Annotated in this window: 19 protein-coding genes; 13 read left to right on the top strand and 6 right to left on the bottom strand. The window is 73.8% G+C overall.

What is annotated here, in order from left to right; all coding sequences use genetic code 11:
• The first annotated feature begins 314 nt into the window (after positions 1-314).
• The 6 genes from PSD17_RS20960 to glgB all read left to right on the top strand — a co-directional run bounded on the left by PSD17_RS20960 (position 315) and on the right by glgB (position 10,259).
• On the top strand, positions 315-2,285 hold the full coding sequence (locus PSD17_RS20960; RefSeq protein ID WP_013673896.1) for an alpha-1,4-glucan--maltose-1-phosphate maltosyltransferase: 1,971 nt from the start codon (positions 315-317) through the stop codon (positions 2,283-2,285).
• Between the two features lie 257 nt (positions 2,286-2,542).
• The gene (gene treS, locus PSD17_RS20955) at positions 2,543-4,306 is read left to right on the top strand and encodes a maltose alpha-D-glucosyltransferase (RefSeq protein ID WP_013673895.1); all 1,764 of its coding nucleotides are present in this window, start codon (positions 2,543-2,545) and stop codon (positions 4,304-4,306) included.
• The gene (locus tag PSD17_RS20950; RefSeq protein ID WP_339124215.1) at positions 4,303-5,706 is read left to right on the top strand and encodes a maltokinase N-terminal cap-like domain-containing protein; all 1,404 of its coding nucleotides are present in this window, start codon (positions 4,303-4,305) and stop codon (positions 5,704-5,706) included. Before treS ends, PSD17_RS20950 begins: the two co-directional genes overlap by 4 nt.
• Before the next feature lie 147 nt (positions 5,707-5,853).
• The gene (locus tag PSD17_RS20945; protein ID WP_013673893.1) at positions 5,854-6,534 is read left to right on the top strand and encodes an RNA polymerase sigma factor; all 681 of its coding nucleotides are present in this window, start codon (positions 5,854-5,856) and stop codon (positions 6,532-6,534) included.
• A gap of 91 nt (positions 6,535-6,625) precedes the next feature.
• On the top strand, positions 6,626-7,597 hold the full coding sequence (locus PSD17_RS20940) for a hypothetical protein (protein ID WP_339124213.1): 972 nt from the start codon (positions 6,626-6,628) through the stop codon (positions 7,595-7,597).
• A 184-nt stretch (positions 7,598-7,781) separates the two neighbouring features.
• Positions 7,782-10,259 carry a 1,4-alpha-glucan branching protein GlgB gene (gene glgB, locus PSD17_RS20935; RefSeq protein WP_411740950.1) on the top strand — a complete coding sequence of 826 codons (2,478 nt, stop codon included), beginning with the start codon at positions 7,782-7,784 and terminating at the stop codon, positions 10,257-10,259.
• A 500-nt stretch (positions 10,260-10,759) separates the two neighbouring features.
• On the opposite strand, the gene PSD17_RS20930 is transcribed toward glgB, so the two are convergent.
• Positions 10,760-12,079, bottom strand: a complete 1,320-nt coding sequence (locus PSD17_RS20930; RefSeq protein ID WP_339124212.1) for a glycosyltransferase family 87 protein — start codon at positions 12,077-12,079, stop codon at positions 10,760-10,762.
• 195 nt (positions 12,080-12,274) lie between these two features.
• On the opposite strand from PSD17_RS20930, the gene PSD17_RS20925 reads away from it, so the two are divergent.
• Positions 12,275-13,633, top strand: coding sequence for a neutral zinc metallopeptidase (locus tag PSD17_RS20925; RefSeq protein WP_339124211.1), 1,359 nt, complete (start codon positions 12,275-12,277; stop codon positions 13,631-13,633).
• Positions 13,634-13,701: 68 nt separating this feature from the next.
• Here the strand turns inward: PSD17_RS20925 and PSD17_RS20920 are convergent, their stop codons facing one another.
• Positions 13,702-14,706 (bottom strand): tetratricopeptide repeat protein, encoded by a 1,005-nt coding sequence (locus tag PSD17_RS20920; protein WP_233899360.1) that lies wholly within the window; start codon positions 14,704-14,706, stop codon positions 13,702-13,704.
• Positions 14,707-15,004: 298 nt separating this feature from the next.
• On the opposite strand from PSD17_RS20920, the gene PSD17_RS20915 reads away from it, so the two are divergent.
• On the top strand, positions 15,005-15,301 hold the full coding sequence (locus PSD17_RS20915) for a hypothetical protein (RefSeq protein WP_339124210.1): 297 nt from the start codon (positions 15,005-15,007) through the stop codon (positions 15,299-15,301).
• Between the two features lie 146 nt (positions 15,302-15,447).
• Here PSD17_RS20915 and PSD17_RS20910 read toward each other — a convergent pair whose 3' ends face one another.
• Positions 15,448-15,765 (bottom strand): thiamine-binding protein, encoded by a 318-nt coding sequence (locus PSD17_RS20910; protein WP_103380916.1) that lies wholly within the window; start codon positions 15,763-15,765, stop codon positions 15,448-15,450.
• A 155-nt stretch (positions 15,766-15,920) separates the two neighbouring features.
• Between PSD17_RS20910 and PSD17_RS20905 the strand changes: the two genes are divergently transcribed.
• Positions 15,921-16,424 (top strand): MarR family winged helix-turn-helix transcriptional regulator, encoded by a 504-nt coding sequence (locus PSD17_RS20905; protein WP_041760758.1) that lies wholly within the window; start codon positions 15,921-15,923, stop codon positions 16,422-16,424.
• Between the two features lie 338 nt (positions 16,425-16,762).
• A complete protein-coding gene (locus tag PSD17_RS20900) occupies positions 16,763-17,851 on the top strand; it encodes a helix-turn-helix domain-containing protein (RefSeq protein ID WP_103380915.1) in 1,089 nt (362 codons plus the stop codon).
• 28 nt (positions 17,852-17,879) lie between these two features.
• On the opposite strand, the gene meaB is transcribed toward PSD17_RS20900, so the two are convergent.
• Both meaB and PSD17_RS20890 read right to left on the bottom strand, forming a co-directional pair.
• Positions 17,880-18,860 (bottom strand): methylmalonyl Co-A mutase-associated GTPase MeaB, encoded by a 981-nt coding sequence (meaB, locus tag PSD17_RS20895; protein WP_339124208.1) that lies wholly within the window; start codon positions 18,858-18,860, stop codon positions 17,880-17,882.
• Between the two features lie 49 nt (positions 18,861-18,909).
• On the bottom strand, positions 18,910-20,100 hold the full coding sequence (locus PSD17_RS20890) for an acetyl-CoA C-acetyltransferase (protein WP_103380924.1): 1,191 nt from the start codon (positions 20,098-20,100) through the stop codon (positions 18,910-18,912).
• A gap of 239 nt (positions 20,101-20,339) precedes the next feature.
• On the opposite strand from PSD17_RS20890, the gene mce reads away from it, so the two are divergent.
• The 3 genes from mce to PSD17_RS20875 all read left to right on the top strand — a co-directional run bounded on the left by mce (position 20,340) and on the right by PSD17_RS20875 (position 23,740).
• Positions 20,340-20,795, top strand: a complete 456-nt coding sequence (gene mce / locus PSD17_RS20885; RefSeq protein WP_103380913.1) for a methylmalonyl-CoA epimerase — start codon at positions 20,340-20,342, stop codon at positions 20,793-20,795.
• A 298-nt stretch (positions 20,796-21,093) separates the two neighbouring features.
• Positions 21,094-22,425, top strand: coding sequence for a crotonyl-CoA carboxylase/reductase (gene ccrA / locus PSD17_RS20880; RefSeq protein ID WP_013673880.1), 1,332 nt, complete (start codon positions 21,094-21,096; stop codon positions 22,423-22,425).
• 400 nt (positions 22,426-22,825) lie between these two features.
• Positions 22,826-23,740, top strand: coding sequence for a DivIVA domain-containing protein (locus tag PSD17_RS20875; RefSeq protein WP_158703343.1), 915 nt, complete (start codon positions 22,826-22,828; stop codon positions 23,738-23,740).
• Between the two features lie 297 nt (positions 23,741-24,037).
• Here PSD17_RS20875 and PSD17_RS20870 read toward each other — a convergent pair whose 3' ends face one another.
• Positions 24,038-24,355 carry a hypothetical protein gene (locus tag PSD17_RS20870; RefSeq protein ID WP_013673878.1) on the bottom strand — a complete coding sequence of 106 codons (318 nt, stop codon included), beginning with the start codon at positions 24,353-24,355 and terminating at the stop codon, positions 24,038-24,040.
• Positions 24,356-24,368: the final 13 nt, after the last annotated feature.

The following is a 24,368-nucleotide window of genomic DNA, read 5'->3' as shown; positions in this document are numbered from 1 at the left end:
CGCGCCGTCACCACCCGGAACCGGATCGATCCCGACCGCTGGGCCCCGGGCCAGGACCGGTCGGCGCGGGGTGCGTCGGTGAACGGACCGACAACGTCGATGAACTGCGTGTAACACCTTGCATCGCGGTCAACCCCGTTACCGCCACAGCTGGACGGGGTAGGTACCGTTGTGACACACGCGACGGGTGGTGATCGGGTGGGTGCGAACCCGGTCCGCGGTCCCCGGCGGGGCACTGACCATCGAGCGCAGGACCCACCGGCTCCCCGGCCCCTGCGACGTACGGATCTCGGCCAGACCTGGGGGTGGCACCGATGACCGGTCGTCTCGGTATCGACGACGTGAGCCCGGCGGTCGGCGACGGACGCCATCCGTCCAAGGCCGTCGTCGGCGAGGTGATCCCGGTCCGCGCCTCGGTGTGGCGCGAGGGTCACGACGCGGTGGCGGCCAACGTCGTGTGGAAGAAGCTCGGGTCGACCGACGACGCGGTGCACGTGCGGATGGTGCCCGACGGCGTCGGCAACGACCGGTTCGTCGGCACCGTGGTCCCCGACGAGCCCGGGCTGTGGACGTTCCGCGTCGACGCGTGGTCGGACCCGTGGGCCACGTGGCGGCACGGCGTGCAGGCCAAGATGGCCGCCGGGCAGACCGCCGACGAGATGGCCAACGACCTCGAGATCGGCGCCCGGCTGCTGCAGCGGGTCGGCCGCCGCCCGTCCGAGCGCGCCAACCGCGACCTGCTCTTCGGGGCGGCGAACGCGCTGCGCGACCACGCCCTGCCGCTGCACGCCCGCGTCGCGCCCGCCATGTTCCCCGCGGTGCACACGATCATGACCGAACGCCCGGTCCGGGAGCTCATCACCCGCGGCCGCGCGCAGCAGGTCTACGTCGACCGGCCCCGCGCGCTCTACGGGTCGTGGTACGAGTTCTTCCCGCGCTCCACCGGTGGTCGCGACGAGACCGGCCGCGCCGTGCACGGCTCGTTCGTCACGGCCGCGAAGGAGCTCGACCGCATCGCCGGCATGGGGTTCGACATCGTCTACCTGCCGCCGATCCACCCCGTCGGCACGGTGCACCGCAAGGGCCGCAACAACTCCGTCAACGCCGAGCCCGGCGACGTCGGGTCGCCGTGGGCCATCGGGTCGGCCGCGGGCGGGCACGACGCCATCGACCCCGAGCTCGGCACGTTCGAGGACTTCGACGCCTTCGTCGCCCGCTGCGAGGACCTGGGCATGGAGGTCGCGCTCGACCTCGCGCTGCAGTGCGCGCCCGACCACCCGTGGGTCACCGAGCACCCCGAGTGGTTCACCGCCCGCCCCGACGGGACGATCGCCTACGCGGAGAACCCGCCGAAGAAGTACCAGGACATCTACCCGCTGAACTTCGACAACGACCCGGCGGGGCTGTACGCGGAGTGCCTGCGCGTCGTGCTGCTCTGGATCTCCCACGGGGTGACGATCTTCCGGGTCGACAACCCGCACACCAAGCCGCCGAACTTCTGGCACTGGCTGATCTGGCAGGTCAAGGCCCGCCACCCCGAGGTGCTCTTCCTCGCCGAGGCCTTCACCCGCCCCGCGCGCCTGTTCGGCCTGGCCCGGCTCGGGTTCACGCAGTCCTACACCTACTTCACCTGGCGCACGACCAAGGAGGAGCTGACCGAGTTCGCGCTCATGCACGCCGAGCGCGCCGACGAGGCCCGGCCCAACCTGTTCGTCAACACCCCGGACATCCTCCACGAGTCCCTGCAGACCGGGGGCCCGGCGATGTTCGCCATCCGCGCCACCCTGGCCGCGACGATGTCGCCGACCTGGGGCGTCTACTCCGGGTTCGAGCTCTACGAGGGCGAACCCGTCAAGCCGGGCAGCGAGGAGTACAAGGACTCCGAGAAGTACGAGCTGCGGCCGCGCGACTTCCAGGCCGCGCTCAACCGGGGCGAGTCGCTCGAGCCCTACATCACCCGGCTCAACGAGATCCGCAAGGCGCACCCCGCGCTGCAGCAGCTGCGCGACATCCACTTCCACGACGTCGACAACGACGCGATCATCGCCTACTCGCGCACCGACCCCGCGACGGGCGACACCGTCCTCGTCGTCTGCACGCTCGACTCGCACGAGGCGCGCGTCGGCACGACCGCACTGGACATGCCGGCACTCGGGCTGAACTGGGGCGACCGGTTCTTCGTCGTCGACGAGGTCACCGGCGACACCTACGAGTGGGGCCAGTTCAACTACGTGCGGCTCGAGCCGTGGGCCCACGTCGCCCACATCTTCCGGATCGTCCGCTGACGCCCGGCTGAGGGCCGCGGGCGCCCGTCCCGGCCGGCCCGTGTGACATCCGGCCGCGGCGGGTACGAGCCGGGCACGCGGCGTGCGGGCATTCCGTGGTGGCGCCCCGGCGGTGCCGGGTGAGACCGTCGGGTACCGGTACGCGCGCGCAGCGGCGGCGGCGCGTCGCCGGCCGTCCGGCCTGCGCGAGCCCGCCCCTCGCGGTACCAATTGGGGCGATGCTTCCGCCGACCCCGCCGCCGACCGGGAGGACGCCCATGACCGCCACGAATCCCCGGCCCACGGGCGCCGACACCGAGCTCGACGAGGCCTCGTCCGACGAGTTCGACCATGCCCGGACGCTGGCGGTCGACCACGACTGGTTCAAGCGCGCCGTCTTCTACGAGGTGCTCGTCCGCGCGTTCGCCGACTCCAACCGCGACGGCACGGGCGACCTGCGCGGGCTCACCGACAAGCTGGACTACATCCAGTGGCTCGGCGTCGACTGCCTGTGGCTGCCGCCGTTCTACGACTCCCCGCTGCGCGACGGCGGTTACGACATCCGCGACTTCCGCGCGGTGCTGCCGGAGTTCGGCACCGTGGAGGACCTCGTCGTGCTGCTCGACGAGGCCCACAAGCGCGGGATCCGGGTCATCACCGACCTCGTCATGAACCACTGCTCCGACCAGCACCCCTGGTTCGAGGAGTCCCGGCGCAACCCCGACGGGCCCTACGGGGACTTCTTCGTCTGGTCCGACGACGACACCCGCTACGCCGACGCGCGGATCATCTTCGTCGACACCGAGTCGTCGAACTGGACCTACGACCCGGTGCGCGGGCAGTTCTACTGGCACCGCTTCTTCGCCCACCAGCCCGACCTGAACTACGACAACCCGGCCGTGCAGGAGGCGATGCTCGACGTCCTGCGGTTCTGGCTGGACCTGGGCATCGACGGCTTCCGCCTCGACGCGGTCCCCTACCTGTACGAGCGCGAGGGCACCAACTGCGAGAACCTCGCCGAGACCCACGCGTTCCTCAGGCGCTGCCGCAAGGTCCTCGACGACGAGTACCCCGGCCGCGTCATGCTCGCCGAGGCCAACCAGTGGCCGAGCGACGTCGTCGAGTACTTCGGCGACCCGGCCGTCGGCGGCGACGAGTGCCACATGGCCTTCCACTTCCCGCTGATGCCGCGCATCTTCATGGCCGTCCGCCGGGAGAACCGCTTCCCGATCTCGGAGATCCTCGCGCAGACACCGGCGATCCCGTCGGGCGCGCAGTGGGGGATCTTCCTGCGCAACCACGACGAGCTGACGCTCGAGATGGTCACCGACGAAGAGCGCGACTACATGTACTCCGAGTACGCCAAGGACCCGCGGATGAAGGCCAACATCGGCATCCGCAGGCGACTGGCGCCGCTGCTGGAGAACGACCGCAACCAGCTGGAGCTGTTCACCGCGCTGCTGCTGTCGCTGCCGGGGTCGCCCGTCCTGTACTACGGCGACGAGATCGGCATGGGCGACAACATCTGGCTGGGCGACCGCGACGCCGTCCGCAGCCCGATGCAGTGGACTCCCGACCGCAACGCCGGCTTCTCGACGGCCGATCCCGGCAGGCTGTACCTGCCGCCGATCATGGACCCGCTCTACGGGTACCAGGCCGTGAACGTCGAGGCGCAGCTGAACTCGACGACGTCGCTGCTGCACTGGAACCGGCACATGATCGAGATCCGCAAGCGGCACAGCGCCTTCGGCCTCGGCGACTACCACGAGCTCGGCGGCTCGAACCCCTCGGTGCTGGCCTACGTGCGGACCCACCGGGGCGGCTCCCAGGACGGCACCGACGACGTGGTGCTCTGCGTCAACAACATGTCGCGGTTCCCCCAGCCGGTCGAGCTGGACCTGTCGGCATGGCAGGGTTGTCGGCCGCACGAGCTGACCGGCGGGGTCCCGTTCCCGCGGATCGGCGAGCTGCCGTACCTGCTGACACTGCCCGGGCACGGCTTCTACTGGTTCTCGATCACCCCCGAGGAGGAACCCTCGTGACCGAGCTCGCGAGCTCACCGTCCGCCGACCTGGCGGCCTTGCTGGCGGACTGGATTCCGCAGCAGCGCTGGTCCGGCGCGAAGGGCCGTGAGGTCGGCTCCGTGTCCGTCGTCGCGTCGACGCCGTTGCCGATCGAGGGACTCGACGTCGACCACGTGGTCGCCGAGGTCGAGTTCACCGACGGCGGGCCCGCCGCGCACTTCCAGGTACTGGCCGCCTACCGCACCGACGTCGGCGGCGAGCTGGAGCACGCCACCATCGGGGCGCTCGGCGGCCGCATCGTCTACGACGGGCTGTGGGACCCGGCGGTCACGAAGTGGCTGTACGAGGCGGTCCGGAACGGATGCACGGTCGGCGACCTGCGCTTCGTGCCGGAGCCCGGCGTCGAGCTGGCGCCGGGGCCGCCGGGGCGGGTCCTCGGGGTCGAGCAGTCCAACACCTCCGTCGTCTACGGCGAGCGGTCGATCCTCAAGCTGTTCCGGCGCGTCGCCGCCGGCGGCAACCCCGACCTCGAGCTGCACCGCGCGCTGCGGGCCGCGGGCGGGACCGAGGTCGCGACGCTGCAGGGGGCGGTCGAGGGCGTGCTGCACGGCGAGGTGGCCGTGCTCGGGATGCTGCAGGACTACGCGTCGAACTCCGCGGAGGGGTGGGCGATGGCGCTGGCGAGCGTCCGCGACCTGCTCGCGGAGGCGGACCTGCGCGCCGACGAGGTCGGTGGGGACTTCGCCGCGGAGGCCAACCGGCTCGGTCAGACGATCGCCGTGCTGCACGGCGATCTCGCCCGTGCGCTCGGGACGGCCGAGCGCGACACCGCCGAGGTCGCCGCCGCGATGAGGGCACGGCTGACCGTCGCCGCCACCGACGTCCCGGCGCTGGCGCCGCACACCGCCGCCATCCGGGCCGTCTACGACGAGTTCGCGACACTGCCCGGTCTCCTGCCCGCCCAGCGGGTCCACGGCGACCTGCATCTCGGGCAGGTGCTGCGCACCCCGCTCGGCTGGCTCGTCATCGACTTCGAGGGCGAGCCCGCGACACCGCTGGAGCTGCGGGTGCGGCCGGACTCGCCCCTGCGCGACGTCGCCGGGATGCTCCGGTCCTTCGACTACGCCGCGAACCACCAGCTGCTCGACGCCGACGCGACCGAGCCCGACCCGCAGCGCCAGTGGCGCGCGGCGGAGTGGGCCGAGCGCAACCGGTCCGCCTTTCTCGACGGCTACGCGGCCCGCTCCGAGACCGACCCACGGGCGCAGGCGCTGGTGCTGCGCGCGTACGAGCTGGACAAGGCGGTCTACGAGGTGGTGTACGAGACGCGCAACCGCCCGACGTGGGCGCCCATCCCGCTGAACGCGATCGTGCGCATCCTTGCGCCGTCGACGCCGCGGATTGATTCCGTTCCGTAGCGGATCTCGGCTGTTCGTCACTCTTACGGCAGTGCCGCACACCTATCTCCGCAAGGGGTGTAACACTGCGTGGGCCTTCGGCGCTGAGGGGCCCGGATGTCCGGACGGAGCTCCCCACCGTCCGGCCGCCATGCAGTAGGAGGACGTGTGCACGCTGTTGCCGCCGACGTCGTCGGCGCCGACGTCGCGCTGCCGCACGCCCGCGCGCCGCAGCCCGCCGCCGGGGCGGACGGCTCCCCATCGGGTCGCCACGGCGACCTGACCGACGCCCTGGCGGCGGCCCGCGCGGGCGACGAGAGCGGCTTCGTGACGCTGTACCGCGACCTGCAGCCGCGGCTGCTGCGTTACGCGACGGCGTTGGTCGGCAACGACGCCGAGGACGTCACCGCCGAGACCTGGCTGCAGATCGCCCGCGACCTCCCGCGCTTCACCGGCGACGTCGACGGGTTCCGCGGCTGGGCCAGCGCCATCTGCCGCAACCGCGCGATGGACGTGGCACGGTCACGGTCGCGACGACCGGTGACCCCGACCGACATCGACGTCCTCGCCGAGCGGGCCGGCCCGGACGACGCCGCCGGCTCCGCGCTCGAGGCCATGTCCACCCGTGAGGCCATCGCGCTGATCAGCGAGCTCCCCCAGGACCAGGCCGAGGCGGTGCTGCTGCGCACCGTCGTCGGACTCGACGCGCCCTCCGTCGCGATGGTGCTCGGCAAGCGCCCCGGCGCGGTGCGCGTCGCCGCCCACCGCGGCCTGCGCCGGCTGGCCCGGATGCTCGACGACGGGCAGTCGCCGCGTCGCCTCGACGACGGGCGGGTGTCGCGTGGTTGACCAGCTGAGCCGGCACCCGGGCGGCAGGGACGGCCGGCACGCGGTGCGCGGGAGTAACACTTCCCGCGGCGGCGGCGCTGAACGCCCCGCCATGCCCGAGACGACACCCCTGCTGCCCCCCGACGTGGCCGAGCTGCTCCTCGACGGAGAGCCGGTCGCGCACCCCCTCGCGCCCCTGCTCGCCGCCGCCCGACGCCCGGGCACCGCTCGTGAGCTGGCCGGCGAGGCCGCGGCCCGGCGCGCGTTCGCCGACGCGTCCCCGATCGCGACGCCCGTCGCCCTGCACGACCCGACCCGTCCCGGCCGGCACCGGCGGGCACGGCTCCGCACCATGGTGACCGCCAAGCTCGTCGGCGTCGCGGCGCTGACCCTGACCGCGGGCGGGGTGGCCGTCGCCGCCACCGGGCCGTCCGGAGGCTGGGCCGGTGACGACGACGCCTACGCCGCCGCACCCGCGGACGCGCCACCGAGCCCGCAGGCGGCCGGACGCCCGCCGGCCGCGGGACACGGTGGCCCGGCCGTCACCGACGCCGCCTGCCGGCCCGTGACGGGCGCGGCCATCGCGGAGCTCGGCCCCGGCTGCGCCGACCCCTCCGTGGGCGACGACCACGACGGGCCGGGTGACGCGGGCGACGACGGCGTCGACTCCCCCGGCATCGACCTGCGGGCCTGGACACCCGAGCGGGCGGGCGGCGTGCCGCCGGCCGCGGCCCGCCCCGGCACGCCGGGGACACCGCCGTCGACCGCACCGCCGGCCACCCGGCCGCCGTCGACCCCGCCCCCCTCGACCACGGCGCCGCCCACCCCGCCGACGTCGACCGACCCGTCCGCGCCCACGCCCCGCAGCGGTTCCGGCACCTCAGGTGGGCACGGCAACGGCAACGGCAACGGCAACGGCAACGGCAACGGCAACGGCAAGTCGAAGCCCGAAGGCGCGCAGTCGTCGACGGGTGGGGCCGGTGCCACCTCCGACAACCGCACGACCTCCTCCCGACCGGCGGGCGCACCGCACAACGCGCCCGCCGCACCGGCCACGGGACAGCAGGCGCAGCACTCCCCGTGACCCCTCGATCGCACGGGCGCCCCCGGACCCCTTCCCGGTGGGACCTACCCCGTGCCGGTCGCCGTCCGTGCCTGGACGGCGAGACGTGGCCGTACCGCGGACGCCCCCCGACCGCGGTACGGCCACCCGAACGGCGGCCCCTCCCCGGCCAGCGTGACCGCCCGTGGGGCACTACGGTTCACGGGTGGATCGCGAGGACACCAACACCCGGACGATCGGCGCCGGCACCGCCGACTCCCACGCCCCGGACCCCCGCACCGTCGACCGCCTGCTCGGCGGCGCCCACCACAACCCGCACGGCGTGCTCGGCGCGCACCAGGGTCGCGACGGCACCATCGTGCGCACCCTGCGCCCGCACGCCGACGAGGTGTCCGTGCTCCTGCACGGCGACACCGACCGGTCCTTCCCGCTGACCAGGGTCCACGAGGCCGGGCTCTTCTCCGGCATCGTGCCCGGCGAACCCGACGACTACCGCCTCGCCGTCCGCTACGGCGAGGACACCCACGTCGTCGACGAGCCGTACCGCTGGCTCCCCACTCTCGGCGAGGTCGACCTGCACCTCATCGCCGAGGGCCGGCACGAGCGCCTCTGGGACGTCCTGGGCTCGCACGTGCGCACCTACGACACCGCGTCGGGCCAGGTCACCGGCACCAGCTTCGCCGTGTGGGCGCCGACGGCGCAGGGCGTGCGCGTCACCGGCGACTTCGACGGCTGGGCCGGCTGGGCGCATCCCATGCGCTCGCTGGGCAGCTCCGGGGTCTGGGAGCTGTTCGTCCCGGGCGTCGGGGTCGGGACCCGGTACAAGTACCGCATCCTCGGCCAGGACGGCCGCTGGCGCGACAAGGCCGACCCGATGGCCTTCGCCACCGAGATCCCGCCGGCGACCGCGTCCGTCGTCACCGCCACGACGCACGAGTGGGGCGACACCGACTGGATGACCGCGCGCGCAGGTCGGCGCCCGCACGCCGAGCCGATGAGCGTCTACGAGATGCACCTCGGTTCCTGGCGGCCCGGGCTCGGCTACCGCGAGCTGGCCCAGGAGCTCGTCGAGTACCTGTCCGAGACGGGCTTCACCCACGTCGAGCTGCTGCCCGTCGCCGAGCACCCGTTCGGCGGGTCGTGGGGCTACCAGGTGACGTCGTACTACGCGCCGACCGCGCGCTTCGGCAGCCCCGACGACTTCCGCTACTTCGTCGACACGCTGCACCAGGCCGGCTACGGCGTCATCGTCGACTGGGTGCCCGCCCACTTCCCGCGCGACGAGTGGGCGCTCGCCCGGTTCGACGGCGGTCCCCTCTACGAGCACGCCGACCCGCGCCGCGGCGAGCAGCCCGACTGGGGCACACTCGTGTTCGACTTCGGGCGCCGCGAGGTCCGCAACTTCCTCGTCGCCAACGCGCTGTTCTGGTGCGAGGAGTTCCACATCGACGGCCTGCGCGTCGACGCCGTCGCCTCGATGCTCTACCTCGACTACTCCCGCGCCGACGGCCAGTGGCTGCCCAACATCCACGGCGGCCGGGAGAATCTCGACGCCGTCGCGTTCCTGCAGGAGATGAACGCGACGGTCTACCGCAACCACCCGGGCGTCGTCACCATCGCCGAGGAGTCGACGGCGTGGCCCGGCGTCACCCGCCCCACCCACCTCGGCGGCCTGGGATTCGGGTTCAAGTGGAACATGGGCTGGATGCACGACACGCTCGACTACACGGGGCGCGATCCGATACACCGCAGCTACCACCACAACCAGATGACGTTCTCGCTGATGTACGCCTTCAGCGAGAACTACGTGCTCCCGCTCAGCCACGACGAGGTCGTGCACGGCAAGGGATCGCTGTGGACGCGGATGCCCGGTGACGACTGGAACAAGGCCGCGGGCGTGCGCGCGCTGCTGGCGTTCATGTGGGCCCACCCCGGCAAGCAGCTGCTGTTCATGGGCGGGGAGTTCGGGCAGGTCCGGGAATGGTCGGAGCAGCGGCCGCTCGACTGGCACCTGCTCGAGGACCCGCTGCACGGCGGCATCCGCACGCTCCTGGGCGACCTCAACCGCGCCTACCGCAGCCAGCCCGCGCTGTGGGCACTCGACACCACGCCCGCCGGGTTCTCCTGGATCGACGCCAACGACGCCTCCGGCAACGTCCTGAGCTTCCTGCGGATGAGCGGCACCGAGACCGGCGACGACGGCACCCCCAACGTGCTGGCCTGCATCGCCAACTTCTCGGGCACGCCCAACGAGAACTACCGCGTCGGGCTGCCGTTCGCAGGCCGCTGGCGGGAGCTCGTCAACACCGACGCCGAGGCCTACGGCGGGTCCGGCGTGGGCAACCTGGGGTTCGTCGAGGCGGAGCAGCGCAGCTGGCACGGCCGACCCGCCTCCGCGGTGCTGCGGCTGCCCCCGTCCGGCGTGCTCTGGCTCGTCCCCGACAACTCCGGCGGCCCCGTGCACCGCGGGTCGCTCACGGCCGGGGCCCCGCCCGCGCCGACACCGGTCCGCGAGCCCGCGGTCGTCGCGCCGCCGTCCTCCAGCCGTCCGGCCCCGCTGCCCGCCGCCGATCCCGAGGCGGTCAGCGAGGCCCGCGACATCGAGCCTCCGGCCCCCGGCCCGGCCGAGGCGAACGGCGGACGCGCGGGCACCGGCGCGTCCGGCCCACCCCCGCAGGGGTAGTCCGACCCGCCGGCACGGCGTGGCCGGCGGGCGCGGGCCGATCGCGCGCGAGGGCCACGCAGTTCGTCCCGGCCGGAACCCGCGCGCGCAGGGACAGCCGACCGGGCAGGGTCGCCTGGCGGGCGCAGGCGCGCCGGCACCCGGCCGACCGCACGAGGGCCGCGCAACGGCACGTCCGGCCGGGACCGGCGCCTCCTGCCCACCGCGCGACGACGGCGACCCGACAGCGCCATGTGGCCGGTGGGCGCGCCGCGCCGGCCCCCGGCCGACCGCACGAGGGCCGCGCGACGGCACGATGGCGATGACGCCGCGTGCCCGGCGGCCCGGGGTGTGCCGACCGGTCCGCCGGCCGCGCGCCGGCTGCACAACCATGCGCCCCGGGCACCCGCACTCGCACGCGGACCCCCGGCAGCCGGCGCGGACTGTCGCGTACGCGGGCGGGGTGCCCGGCGGCCGGACCGCAGGAGCTCGGCTCCGACGGGAATCGAGCCAGGGGCGGATCAGCTCGTCGGCGAGGCGGAGGACCGCTCGGCGGGATCGGGCGCCGGTGCGACGGCGTCCGGCGGCGGTACCACTGCTGCGGGGTTCGCCGCGCCCCCGGGAGGCAGGGATGTGTGCGCGCGCCGGGCCGGGGACGCCGACGACCCGGCGAGCAGCGCCACCCAGTAGCTCAGCAGGATCGCGCAGTAGAGGGAGCGGCCGAGCGGGGACCACGGGTCGTCGTCGGCCCACAGCGCGCCCCAGGAGACCGGGATGATCGGGAACGCGAGGAGCACCGCCGACACCGGCCGCGTCCACGCCCGCTCACGGCCGAGCGCGATCAGGACGAGCAGGCCCGGCCACACCAGCAGCAGGTAGTTGTGCCAGGCGATCGGCGCGGTCAGCAGACCCGCGGCGGCCACCGCCCAGGGCGCCGTGCCCGCCGGGTCCGCGGCGCCGCGCCCGGCCCGGCGCGCGAGCACGACGAGCGTGAGGACCAGTACCAGGGCCCCGGCGAGGGTGCCGACCTCGGACGGCACGCCCATCCGCACCGCGACCCCGGGCAGCGCGGCGTTGTCGACGACGTCGGGCACGGGGGCGGTCAGGCCGATCCGCAGCCACTCCAGGCCGCTCGACCAGCCCGCCGGCACGACCCCGATCAGCGTCGCGACGCCCGCACCGACGACCCCGGCGACGCCCGGCCGCCAGCGTCGCTGCACGAAGGGCAACAGCAGGATCGGCGCCAGCGAGGGCTTGAACGCGACCGCCACGCCGTACAGCACGCCCGCGAGCAGCGGGTGTCCACGGCGCTCGGCGATCCAGCCCGCCACGAGCGCGACCAGCAGCAGCCCGTAGATCTGCCCCAGCACCAGGGTTCCGTGCAGCGGCGAGGACAGCAGCAGCGCGACGACCGCGACCGCGGTCCAGCCCTTTCCCAGCCGCAGCTCGCGAGCCACGGCGAGCACCGCCGCGACGATCATCAGCAACGTCAGCAGCGCCCACAGCCGGTACGCGGTCAGCGCCTCGAGCAGCGCGAACGGCGCGAGCAGCACCGACAACACCGGCGGGTTGAGGTTCGTGAGCTTCGCCGGGGTGTGGTAGATGTCGCTGCCCTGCAACAGCGCGACGGCGGAATGCCAGAACGTGTCGAAGTCCGGGTGCAGCTCGCGCATGTCCGGTGACGGGACGAGCCGCAGCAGCACGTCGGGATGGATGACGGTCAGCGCGATCGCGGTGCCCAGCGCCACGAGCACGAGGACGGCCGCCACCGCACGGCCCAGGGGGATCCGGCCGCGAAGGGGCGACGCCGCCGGGGTGCGGCGGGAGCTGACGTCCGACACGACTCCCGACGGTAGCGGGGCACCGGGACGACCTCGCGCACCACTCCCCCACGACGCCTCGTCGACGATCACAATGAACGGGTGGACCGGGCACGGTGGGGGGCACCCGCGCGGATCGTGCGCCGGGGAGCAGCCGTCCGTGCCCCTCGCCGCCGGACCCCCGCGGAGGGCGCGCGGCGAGGCGCGCGCCGAGGCGTGCAGGTCGTCGCGGGGCTGGCGCTGCTGCTGGCAGCGGGCTCGTGCGTCGGTCCCGCGCCGCCCACCACGGCTGCGGTGTCGACGCCGTCGCCCGCACCCGCCACGTCGATCGATCCCGCGCTCCCGGGCCTTGGTGCCGACGACGTGACCCGCCTGACGGTCGACGCCCTGCAGGACTACTGGCGCCAGGAGTTCCCACGGGCGTTCGGCACGTCGTGGCAGGACGTGCGGACCATCGCCCCCGTCCACGTCGACGCCGCGGACGCGCCACCGCCCCCCTGCGTGGCCAAGGCCTCCGACCTGCGGGGAAACGCCTTCTACTGCCCAGGCGCCGACGCGATCGTCTGGGACGACGACGTCCTCGTGCCCGGCCTGCGGGACAGGTTCGGGCCGGCCGGGGTCGTCGTCGTGCTCGCGCACGAGTTCGGGCACGCCGTCGAGACCCGCCTCGGTGTCGACGCGCTCCAGCGGTCCGACCCCGCCGGTCACCCGACGATCCTGCTCGAAGCCATGGCCGACTGCTATGCGGGAGCCGCGATCCGGCACTTCGTGGACGCGACCGCCGCCGGCGGCTCCGCGCTGCCACTGGGCGCCGTCGAGCGCGACGCGGCCCTGCGTGCGTTGATGACCTTCCGCGACCCGCTCGGCACCCTGGCCGCGGACACCAGCGCGCACGGCAACTCCTTCGACCGGATCTCCGCCGTCGAGGACGGGTACTCCGGCGGGCCGTCGCTGTGTGCGCGGATGACCGTCGAGAACCGCCAGTTCACCCAGCGGCGCTTCGGATCGGCCGCCGACCGGGCCCGCGGTGGCAACCTCCCGCTGAACCGTCTCGTCGCGGCGGTCTCCGGCGACGCGCGCGGCTGGTACGAGCAGCTCGTGGCGGCCCGCGGGGTGCAGGGCTGGCGCGCGCCGGAGCCGCGGTCGGCCCCGCCCTGCCCGGGTGGTGGGGGCGACCAGGGTCCCGTGACGTTCTGCGCCGACGGCGCGATCGTCACCGACCTGAGCCGGCTCGCCGATCTGGAGGACACGTCGGGCGACTTCGCCGGCGCGACGTTGCTCGCCTCCCGGTACGCGCTCGCGGCGCGGGCCGGCGCGGGCCTGTCGACGACGGGATTCGACGCGGGACGATCCGCGCTGTGCCTGACCGGCGCCTACACCGCCCGGCTGGTCGACCCGACCGGCGGGTTCGGTCTCTCCCCCGGCGACCTCGACGAGGCCGTCGGCATCCTCCTCGACCAGGACTGGGCCGAGACCGACGGTGCCGGCACGGTCGATCCCGCGGACCACGGGTTCGACCGCGTCGCCCGCTTCCGCCAGGGGTTCACTGGCGGCCCGGCAACCTGTGGGCTCTGACGCCACGCCCGGGCGGCGACGGCCGGGCCCGACCCCGCCCCCGGCCGAATTCCGGGGGCGTTCGACCGTCAGAACAGGACGCGGGCCAGTGCGCGACGCGCCGCGGAGACCCGTGCGTCGTCGGCCGGGTACAGCTCGAAGAGCCCGACCAGGTGCTCACGCACCCGGTCGCGGTCCTCACCGAAGGAGCGCCCGGCCGTCTTCACCAGCCGGTCGAACGCCGCCTCGACCCGGTCGGCCGCGACCTCGGCGTCCGCCGCGGCCAGCTGCGCGTCGACGTCGTCGGGCGCCGCGTCGGCCCGCTCGATCGAGGACGGGTCGGCCGCCTCGGCGCGGGCCAGGAAGCGCACCTGGGCCAGCGCCGCAGCTGCCTGCTCGTTGGCGGGCTCGACGTTGAGGATCGCGAGGTAGGCGGCCTCGGCGGCCGGGTAGTCGCCCGCCTCGAGTGCCTCCTCCGCGGCCGTGAACCGCGGGTCCTCGGGCTCCTCCTCGACGACCTCGCCGTCGCCCTCCTGCCCGGCCCGCTCCTCCGCCTGGCGGATGCCGGGCATCTGCGGCCGGAGAGCCTCGAGCAGCGCCGTGATCCACTGGCTGACCTGCGGCTCGGGCAAGGCGCCGTTGAAGCCGTCGATCGGCTGGCCGCCCGCGAGGGCGATGACCATGGGAATCGACTGGACACCGAAGGCCTGCGCGATCCGCGGGTTCGCGTCGACGTCGACCTTCGCGAGGATCCAGGCTCCCTTGCCCTTCGCCGCGAGCCGCTCGAGAACCGGCGAGAGCTGCTTGCAGGGCTGACACCACGAGGCCCACAGATCGACGACGACCGGCACCTGAGTGGACCGGTCGAGCACCTCGGTCTGGAACGTCTGCTCCGTGACGTCGACGACCCAGGCGCCACCACCACCGGCGCCCCCCTGGGTGTCGGCACCCGTGGAGGCAGCCGAGGCCTGGGCCCGGGCGGCCGCTTCGGAGCGTGCCTTCAGAACGGACAGATCGACGGCGCCGGCCATCGCCGACGACATCGCCGCCGACTGGGCCACCTGACGGGGATCGGGACGTGACACGCCTTTCATCCTGGCACGTCCATACCGACGCGGGGGCGCCCGCCCCGGCTCCCGACCTGCGCGGCCGCCACCGCCGGCCCGGCGCGACCTCATCCGCGGGCCCGCGGCCCGTCCACCACACCGCCTGGGCACCACCCGACCGGCCGGCACGTCGGCCAGCGCACGGCTCGCGCACCGGCCGACGGAGCAACACTGCGCCGCGACGCTCGTTGAGCAGACGGGGAGTGCCGACAGTGACGACGTCGCGACGCCGCGTCGTCGTCAGCCGGCGCCGCCACCCGTGGCCGACAACGACCGGAGGATCAGCATGAGCGAGAGCAACGTCGCCGACCGTCTGCTCAGCGAGGCCCGGAAGCGGACCGCGCAGCAGGAGCGGACCGCTGCGGGCCGCGGGAAGCTCGTCCTGGTCGTCGGCATCATCGCCTTCGTCGCGAGCCCGATCTCGCTCGCGGGCTACGTGCTGGGCGTCATCACGATCGGCCTCGGCATCGCGACCATCCGCAAGCCCGAGCACACGAAGAACGCGAAGATCGCTCTCGCGCTCGGCGTGGCCGCCATCCTCGTGGCGACGTTCTTCTTCACCCTGCGCATCTCCATGCACTGACGCCGAGGCCGGCTGCGCCGAGGCCGGCAGCACCGAGACCGGCAGCACCGAGACCGGCAGCACCGAGACCGGCTGCGGACACTCCGGGGCCGGGTGCACCGGTCCGGGATGCGACCGCGGCCGGGAGCGCTCCGTGCCCCGGCGCGTCAGGTCCCGTCGCCGGCCGCTCCGCCGAGCGCCTGCTCGATCCGGTCGACCTTCGCCGTCAGCTGGCCGGAGTAGCCGGGACGGATGTCGGCCTTCAGCACGAGGCTCACCCGCGACGACCGCGCCTGCACCGCCTCGACGGCGCGCTTCACCACGTCCATGGCCTCGTCCCAGGTCTCTGCCTCGATCGTCGTGAACATCGAGGTGGTCTCGTGCGGGAGGCCGGACTCCCGGACCACCCGCACCGCCTCCGCCACCACGTCCGCGACGCTGTCCGATCCACCACCGGCCGGGGCCACACTGAATGCGACGAGCATGGCCGCAGCTTGCCGCAGGGGCCCGGCGCGGGCGAGCGCTGCGGCCGCGCCTCACACCCACGAGACGCCCACGGCGCTCGTCCGCCCACCTGGTCGACGCCCCGGCACGCGTGATCGACGCCCTCGCGGGGATCACACTGCTAGCGTCATCCGTCATGGTGGCGCGCGATCGCCTGCCGTTCGACCCGATCGAGCGCGCGGCGGAACTGTGGGAGCAGCGCATCGGTCCGTCGGGGACGATGGCGGCGGTGACCAGCGTCATGCGGGTCCAACAGATCCTCCTCTCGGCGGTCGACGCCGCGCTGCGTCCCCACGGTCTGACCTTCGCCCGGTACGAGGCGCTCGTGTTGCTGTCCTTCGCCAGGCGGCGGAGCCTGCCGATGCGCGTCATGGGTGAGCGCCTGCAGCTGCACCCCACGAGCGTCACCAACATCGTCGACCGGCTGCAGGCCGACGGCCTCGTACGCCGGGTCCCGCACCCGACGGACCGCCGCGCGACTCTCGTCGAGATCACCGAGGACGGCCTGAACCGCCTGGCCGACGCCACGAAGGCGGTCACCGACGACGACTTCGGCCTCCGTGGCCTCGACGCTGACGAGAGCGCCCAGCTCACCCGCCTGCTCGGCCAGGTCCGCCGGGCCGTCGGCGACTTCGACTGACGAGCCCCGACCGCGCTCCTCATCGCCGCCCCCGCCTGGTCCCGTCCGACCGCCGGGCCTGCACCTCGTGCGGTCGGGTGTGCCCGGGACCGAGGCCGGGCCACGCGCGCATCGTGCGGCGCCTCCCCCGTCTGCGCCGAGCGGCGTGGGCCCGACCCGCGCCGTAGCCCGCGACACCGCCCCCGACCGATCCGGCGACAACACACAACGAACACGTCGTCACATCCACGGCAACTCCCCGCCCCCACCAGCACTGCGACCACGACCGAACAGGCTCGTGAACAGCTGTCGACTCAACACTGTTGACACTAGCCCCGAGCACCGACAAGATCGGCGTCGTGGACGTCGAACGGATCGCCGGCACGCTGCGGTCGGAGCGGCTCGCCCGCAGCTGGTCGCTGTCGGACGCGGCGCGCGAGCTGGGAGCGGTCGCCGCCCGGCAGGGCCGGGTCGCGGGGTCGCCCGCCAGCCTGCGCACGCAGCTCTCGCGCTGGGAGAACGGCCGCGTGGCGCCGGACGCCTCGTCGCTCGCCCTGCTCGCCGAGCTGTTCGAACGGCCGGACCTCGCGGCGACGCAGGCCGGGCACGAGGAGGAAGGCTCGGGAGCGGCGCGGCTGCGCTCCGCGGTCGCCCGCGCGGCTGCCGTGGACGACGACGCGGTCGAGGCGCTGCGGGCGCAGCTCGTCGCACACACCGGCCTGGACGGGACGCTGGGGGCCGCCGGGGCGGGCGCCGTCGTCGCGGCACAGCTCGAGCACCTCGCCGACACGGTCGCCCACACGTGTGACCCCGCCCGACGGCGGGTGGTCACCGGTCTGCTGTGCGAGGTCGCCCTGCTGGGCGGCTGGCAGGCCTTCGACCAGGACGCACTCGACGTCGCCTACCGCCGGCACCGCACGGCCCACGACGCGGCCCGCCTCGCGGGCGACGACGTCTCGGCGGGTCAGGCCCTCGCGGGCCAGTCGGCGGCGTTGCTCGCCGCGGGCCTTCCGCAGGAGGCCGAAGCGGTCCTGCGCGACGGCCCCGCCGGCGGTCCGGGAGCGGCCTGGGTCCGGATCGCGCGAGCGCAGCTGCGAGCCGCGACCGGGGATGCGGCCGGCGCAGCGACGCTGTTCGACGCGGCCGCCGACGCGGCGGGCGCCCACCGCCGCGCCGTCACCGACGTCATCTGGCCACCCGTTGCGAGGATCCGCGACGCGACCCTGGCCGCGCACGACGACCGGGCCCTGGACGGCTTGCGCGAGACGGTCGAGGATCCCGACCTGCCCGCGCGCGACCGGGCACGGCTACGTGCGCAGCTCGCGCTCGCCCTGCTCGCCAGGGGGGCCCGCGAGGAGGCCGCGGAGCAGGCCCGGCGGGCCCGGGCACTGGCCGACGGGATCGGGTCGCACCGGGTCGGACGGCTGCTCACGCAGGACACCCGATGACCGGCGCACCGAGGTCGAGCAGCCGTCGTCAGCCGGGCTGCGAGCCCAGCGCCTCGATGAGCCGGTCGGCCGCCGCGTACGGGTCGAGCTCACCCCGCCCGACCTGCTCGGCCAGTCGCGGCAGCATCTCCGATCCGCCGAGGTCGCCGATCCGGTCCTGGATCGTCCGGAGGGCGACGGCCTGGATCTCGGCCTCCGCCCGACGCCTGCGGCGGCGAGCACCCTCGCCGCTGCGTTCCAGCCATTCGGCGTGGGCGTCGATGGCGTCGAGCAGTTCGTCGACGCCCTCGCCCCGCGCGGCGACCGTCCGCACGATGGGCCGGGTCCAGGCCTCCTCGCCGGAGCCACCGTCCCGCGCCGCGAGCGAGGCCATGTACCGCAGGTCGCGGACCGTCTGGGCGGCGCCGTCACGATCGGCCTTGTTCACCACGAGGACGTCGGCGATCTCGAGGATCCCCGCCTTAGCGGCCTGGATGCCGTCGCCCATCCCGGGTGCGAGCAGGACGACGGTCGTGTCCGCCAGCGAGACGACCTCGATCTCGGACTGGCCGACGCCGACGGTCTCGATGAGCACCACGTCGCAACCCGCGGCGTCCAGCACTCGCAGCGCCTGCGGGGTCGACCAGGCGAGACCGCCGAGCTTCCCGCGGGTGGCCATCGACCGGATGAACACGCCGTCGTCCGTGGCGTGCTCGCTCATGCGGACGCGGTCGCCGAGCAGCGCACCGCCGGAGAAGGGCGACGACGGATCGACGGCGAGCACGCCGACGCGGCGGTCCTTGGCCCGCAGCGCCGCGACGAGCGCCGACGTCGATGTGGACTTGCCGACGCCGGGGGCGCCCGTCAGCCCGACGATCTGCGCCCGCCCGGTGTACGGGGTCAGCGCCTCGACGACCTCACGCAGCTGTGGCCCGTCGTTCTCGACCATCGAGATCAGCAGGGCGACGGCCCGCGCCTCGCCGCGCCGTGCGCGCGCGACGAGGTCCGCGGGGTCGTGTCGTGGACTCATGGGGCTTGCCGTGAACGCGGCCGCCGGCGGGCCGGAGCGGTCCGGACGGTCAGGAGGCCGCCGGAACGCGCAGGATCAGGGCGTCGCCCTGGCCGCCGCCACCGCACAGCGCCGCGGCACCCACACCGCCTCCACGGCGGCGCAGCTCCAGCGCCAGGTGGAGTGCGATGCGAGCGCCCGACATGCCGATCGGGTGGCCCAGCGCGATCGCTCCGCCGTTGACGTTGACGATGTCCTCGGACACGCCGAGCTTGCGGGTCGAGACGACGCCCACCGCCGCGAACGCCTCGTTGATCTCGATGAGGTCGAGGTCCGTCGGCTCGATGCCCTCCTTGCCGCAGGCCTTCGCAATGGCGTTCGCGGGCTGCTCGTGGAGGCTGGCGTCGGGGCCGGCGACGACACCGTGCGCGCCGATCTCGGCGAGCCAGGCCAGGCCCAGCTCCTCGGCCTTGGCCTTGCTCATCACCACGACGGCGGCGGCACCGTCGGAGATCTGCGACGACGAGCCCGCCGTGATCGTCCCGTCGGAGGAGAACGCGGGGCGCAGCTTTCCGAGGCTCTCGACCGTCGTCTCGGCGCGGATGCCCTCGTCCGTGGTGAACGAGACGGGGTCACCCTTGCGCTGCGGGATCTGGACGGGCGTGATCTCCTCGGCGAAGATCCCGTCCATGGTCGCCTTCGCCGCGCGCTGGTGCGACCGCGCGGCGAACTCGTCCTGGTCGGCGCGGGAGAGCTCGTAGCGCGCGTTGTACTTCTCGGTCGACGCGCCCATGGCGACCTGGTCGAACGCGCAGAACAGACCGTCGAGCGACATGTGGTCCTGCATGGTGACGTCGCCGAAGCGGAAGCCCTCGCGCGACTTGGGGAGCAGGTGCGGCGCCTGGGTCATCGACTCCTGGCCGCCGGCGACGACCACGTCGAACTCCCCGGCCCGGATGAGCTGGTCGGCGAGTGCGATGGCATCGATCCCGGAGAGGCAGACCTTGTTGATCGTCAGCGCCGGGACATCCATCGGGATGCCTGCGGCGGCCGCGGCCTGGCGCGCCGGGATCTGCCCGGCACCCGCGGTCAGGACCTGGCCCATGATCACGTAGTCGACGGCGTCCGGGGCGACCCCGGCACGCTCCAGGGCGGCCTTGATCGCGATGCCGCCCAGTTGGGCGCCAGAGAAGCCCTTGAGCGAACCGAGCATGCGCCCCATCGGGGTGCGGGCACCGGCGACGATCACGGATCCGGACACGAAGACCTCCAGCGACAGCGGCGAAGTTTCCCGGGGGACGACGGCCGAGCGACCGGCCACTTGCGCGCCGCCCGGCGCGGACGACCCCCGCCCCCGGCGACCGGACCGGGGCGCGACCAGCAGCCCGGCGACAGAGACTCCGCTCGACAATACCTGCGTCGCACCGAGTCCGTACCTGACGAACAGGAGGATCCGATGAGACCCCCGACGCGCGGGTGCGGCGGTTACATTCCCAGGTCATGACAGCAGACAACGCCGGTCTGGGCGCCCTGGTGACCGCGGTCGACCACGTCGGTATCGCCGTCGCGGACCTCGACGAGGCGATCGCCTGGTACCGCGACACGCTGGGCCTGGAGGCCGTCCACGTCGAGACGAACGAGGAGCAGGGCGTCCGCGAGGCGATGCTCGCGGCTCCGGGCGATTCCGGTGCGCAGGTCCAGCTCCTGGCGCCGCTCGACGAGACGTCGACGATCGCGAAGTTCATCGACCGCAACGGTCCCGGCATCCAGCAGTTGGCCTACCGGGTGTCCGACATCGACGCGGCAGGCGCCGCGCTGCGCGCGAAGGGGCTTCGCCTGCTCTACGACGAGCCCCGCAACGGGACCGCGGGATCCCGCGTGAACTTCGTGCATCCCAAGGACGCGGGCGGCGTCCTCGTCGAGCTCGTCGAGCCCGCGGCGGACCTCCACCACTGAGCCTGGCCGGCGGCCGACCGGTTGACGCCGGGACCGTCGATGCCGGCACGCACATTCACGCGGCCCCGTGAGCCTCCCCGGCCGGCCACACCGCCCCGCGACGACCTCCGCCGTCGCGGGGCGCGCTGCACAGCGGTCTCGGGTAGGCCTACGCAACGGTCGACGTGGCGTGGACCACCTCTGAGGGCCGTCTCTGCCCGGCCCGGTTGTCGATTGGCATAGTTAACAGTAGCTTCGGGATATCAAGCGGCGGACGCATGCCGTCCGACGGACACGACTCAGCCAGCGGAGGCAGGCCGTGGAGCAGATTCTCGAGGCGGTTCTCGCCGAGCAGTACGACGCCGTGGGCGCGCTGCCGGTGCCGGACCACTACCGCGCCGTGACCGTCCACAAGGACGAGCAGACGATGTTCGAGGGCATCGCCACCCGCGACAAGGACCCTCGCAAGAGCCTGCACGTCGAGAACGTCGCGACCCCGGAGCTCGGTCCGGGAGAGGCACTCGTCGCCGTCATGGCCAGCGCGATCAACTACAACACGGTCTGGACCTCGATCTTCGAACCGGTTCCGACCTTCGGCTTCCTCGAGCGCTACGGGCGCACCTCGCCGCTGGCCGCCCGGCACGACCTGCCCTACCACGTCGTCGGCTCCGACCTCGCCGGCGTCGTCGTGCGCACGGGCCCGGGGGTGAACGCCTGGAAGCCCGGCGACCGCGTCGTCGCGCACTGTCTGTCGGTCGAGCTGGAGAGCCCCGACGGCCACAGCGACACGATGATGGACCCCGAGCAGCGCATCTGGGGTTTCGAGACCAACTTCGGCGGCCTCGCCGACCTGGCGCTCGTGAAGTCCAACCAGCTCATGCCGATGCCCGACCATCTGAGCTGGGAGGAGGCGGCGAGCCCCGGCCTGGTCAACTCCACGGCCTACCGGCAGCTCGTCTCGCGCAACGGCGCGGACATGAAGCAGGGCGACACCGTCCTGATCTGGGGCGCCTCGGGTGGCCTCGGCTCCTACGCGACGCAGTTCGCGCTCAACGGCGGCGCCACCCCGGTGTGCGTGGTCTCCTCACCGGAGAAGGCGGAGATCTGCCGGCGTATGGGCGCGGAGCTGGTCATCGACCGCAACGCCGAGGGCTACCGCTTCTGGAAGGACGAGCACTCCCAGGACCAGAAGGAGTGGCGTCGCTTCGGGAAGAAGATCCGTGAGCTCACCGGCGGCGACGACCCCGACATCGTGTTCGAGCACCCCGGCCGCGAGACCTTCGGCGCCAGTGTCTACGTCGCACGCAAGGGCGGGACGATCGTCACGTGCGCCTCGACGTCGGGCTATGAGCACCAGTACGACAACCGCTACCTGTGGATGAACCTCAAGCGCATCGTCGGCTCGCACTTCGCGAACTACCGCGAGGCGTGGGAGGCGAACCGGCTGGTCGCGAAGGGCCTCGTGCACCCGACGGTCTCGCGCGTGTACCCGCTCGCCGAGACCGGGCAGGCCGCGCTCGACGTCCATCACAACCTGCACCAGGGCAAGGTCGGGGTGCTGTGCCTCGCGCCCGAGGAGGGCCTGGGTGTCGTGAACCACGAGAAGCGCGCCCAGCACATCGACGCGATCAACCGCTTCCGCGGCATCTGACACGCGGGCGGCGGCTCAGCGGTAGCGGGCCACCGATCGGCCCGGCGGCCCGGGGCACCGCAGCCGGTCGGACGGCCCGACCCCGCCGGCAACCAGCCCGGCAGCCCGACCCCGCCGGCAACCAGCCCGGCAGCTCGAACCAACGGCCCCGCCGACGACCCGGCTACCGCCCCGGCGACCGCCGGCCGTCGGCGTCGCCGCGCTGATGGGCACGGGCGAGGTCGGCCTGCCGGACACCGCTGCGCGCGGATGACGCCGTGGCTCCCCCAGCCGCTCGGCCCGGCGGAACCCGACACACCACCAACCGGGTACGGGGCCCGGAACAGCGGCCGACGGCTCGGTTCGGGGCGCTCGGCGCGAGGACCACCTCGAAGGGCTGTCGCCCGGTACGGTGACGCCCATGGTCGGTGCCACGGACTCTCCCCGAACCACCACCGCCGGTTTCCGCATCGCCCGTCGCGGATACGACCAGGCCGAGGTCGACGCGCACCTGCAGCGGGTCGAGGCGGACCTGCGCATGCTCGTCGCCGACCGCGATGCGGCAGCCTCCGGCATCCACGAGATCACCCGCGAGCTCGACGTCGTGCGCTCGGAGAACGAGGCGCTGCGCCTGCAGGTGCGCAAGCTCTCCGGTCCCCCGCAGGACGTCCAGGGCATGAGCGAGCGCCTGCGGTCCATGCTGCGGCTGGCGCAGGACGAGGTCGCCGAGATGCGGGCGCGCGCCGAGGCCGAGATCGCCCAGAGCCGTGCCGACATGGAGCGCGACGCCGGGCGCCTGCTCGCCGACGCCCGCGCCGAGGCCGATCACATCCTGGAGCAGGCACGCGCCGCGCACGCGGCGGCGGAGGCGCACCGGGCCGCGGTCGAGGACGACCTCGCCCGCCGGATCGCCACGGCGGAGGCGGAGCTGCGGGCCGCCGACGAGCAGGCCCGGCAGGAGCGGGAGACGCTGTTCGCGGAGTCGGAAGCCCGGCGCAACCTCGTCGAGGAGGACTTCCGGATCGCCATGAACCAGCGTCGGGCCGAGGCCCTCGCCGCATTGACGGCCGAGCGCACGGCCGCGCAGCAGGAGATCGCGCAGCGCCGGGCTGAGTCCCAGGAGCAGGCGGCGACGACCATCGCCGACGCCCAGCGCCGCGCCAAGGCGATCGTCGCCGACGCCGAGGCGCACCTCGTCGAGCTGGTCGGGCTGCGTGGCCGGATCGCCGAACAGCTCAGCGGTGCCCGCGGCCGGATCGACCAACTGCTCGCCATGATCGGTCCGCTGGAGGACGAGCAGGCCACCCTCTCCCGCCCCGCCGGCCCCCTGCTCTGACCAGTTCCCCCGGGGCCGGCGGACGGCAGCCCGGCCGGCCCGACGGCACGCCGAGCTCGACGCCGCGGCCCCGACAGCATGCCGACATCCGCGGCCACGGCCCGACCACACGCCGACCTACGCCGCCACGACCCACCCGCACACCGACCTCGACGGCGCCAGGCCACCGGACTCAACAGCGGCGGCCCGACAACACGCAGAACTCAGCTGCGGCGGCCCGAGAACAACACGCCGAACTCGACACCCGGCGACCCGGCAACACGCCGAACTCGGCGGCGGCGCACCAGCGCACCGAGCTCAGCGGCGGCGGCCCGGGCGGCGCCGGTCACGAGCGTTCCAGCACGGCAGGTGCCAGTGCCGACGCTCCCCCACCGAGCCGTACTCCCCCGCCGGCCAGGTGACGACGTGCGGCGTCCCGGGCGGCAGGGTCTGGTCGCAACCGGGGCAGCGGTACTCCTTGACCGAGGCCCCACCGGGGATGTGCCGGACGTGCCAGTCCCCGTCGGTACCCGTCTCCGTCCGGCTGAGCAGCGCCGACCCCAGGGGCCGGTGCGGGACGGCCCACTTCGAGGAGGCCGTCGACGCGGCCCGGCGGGGTCGGTTCGCGCGCGGCACGCCCCCAGGTTAC

This window comes from Pseudonocardia sp. D17 (genome assembly GCF_036984265.1).
GTDB lineage: Bacteria > Actinomycetota > Actinomycetes > Mycobacteriales > Pseudonocardiaceae > Pseudonocardia > Pseudonocardia benzenivorans.
The sequence above is the reverse complement of the archived record's forward strand: the minus strand, read 5'-3'. Positions and strand labels throughout refer to the sequence as shown.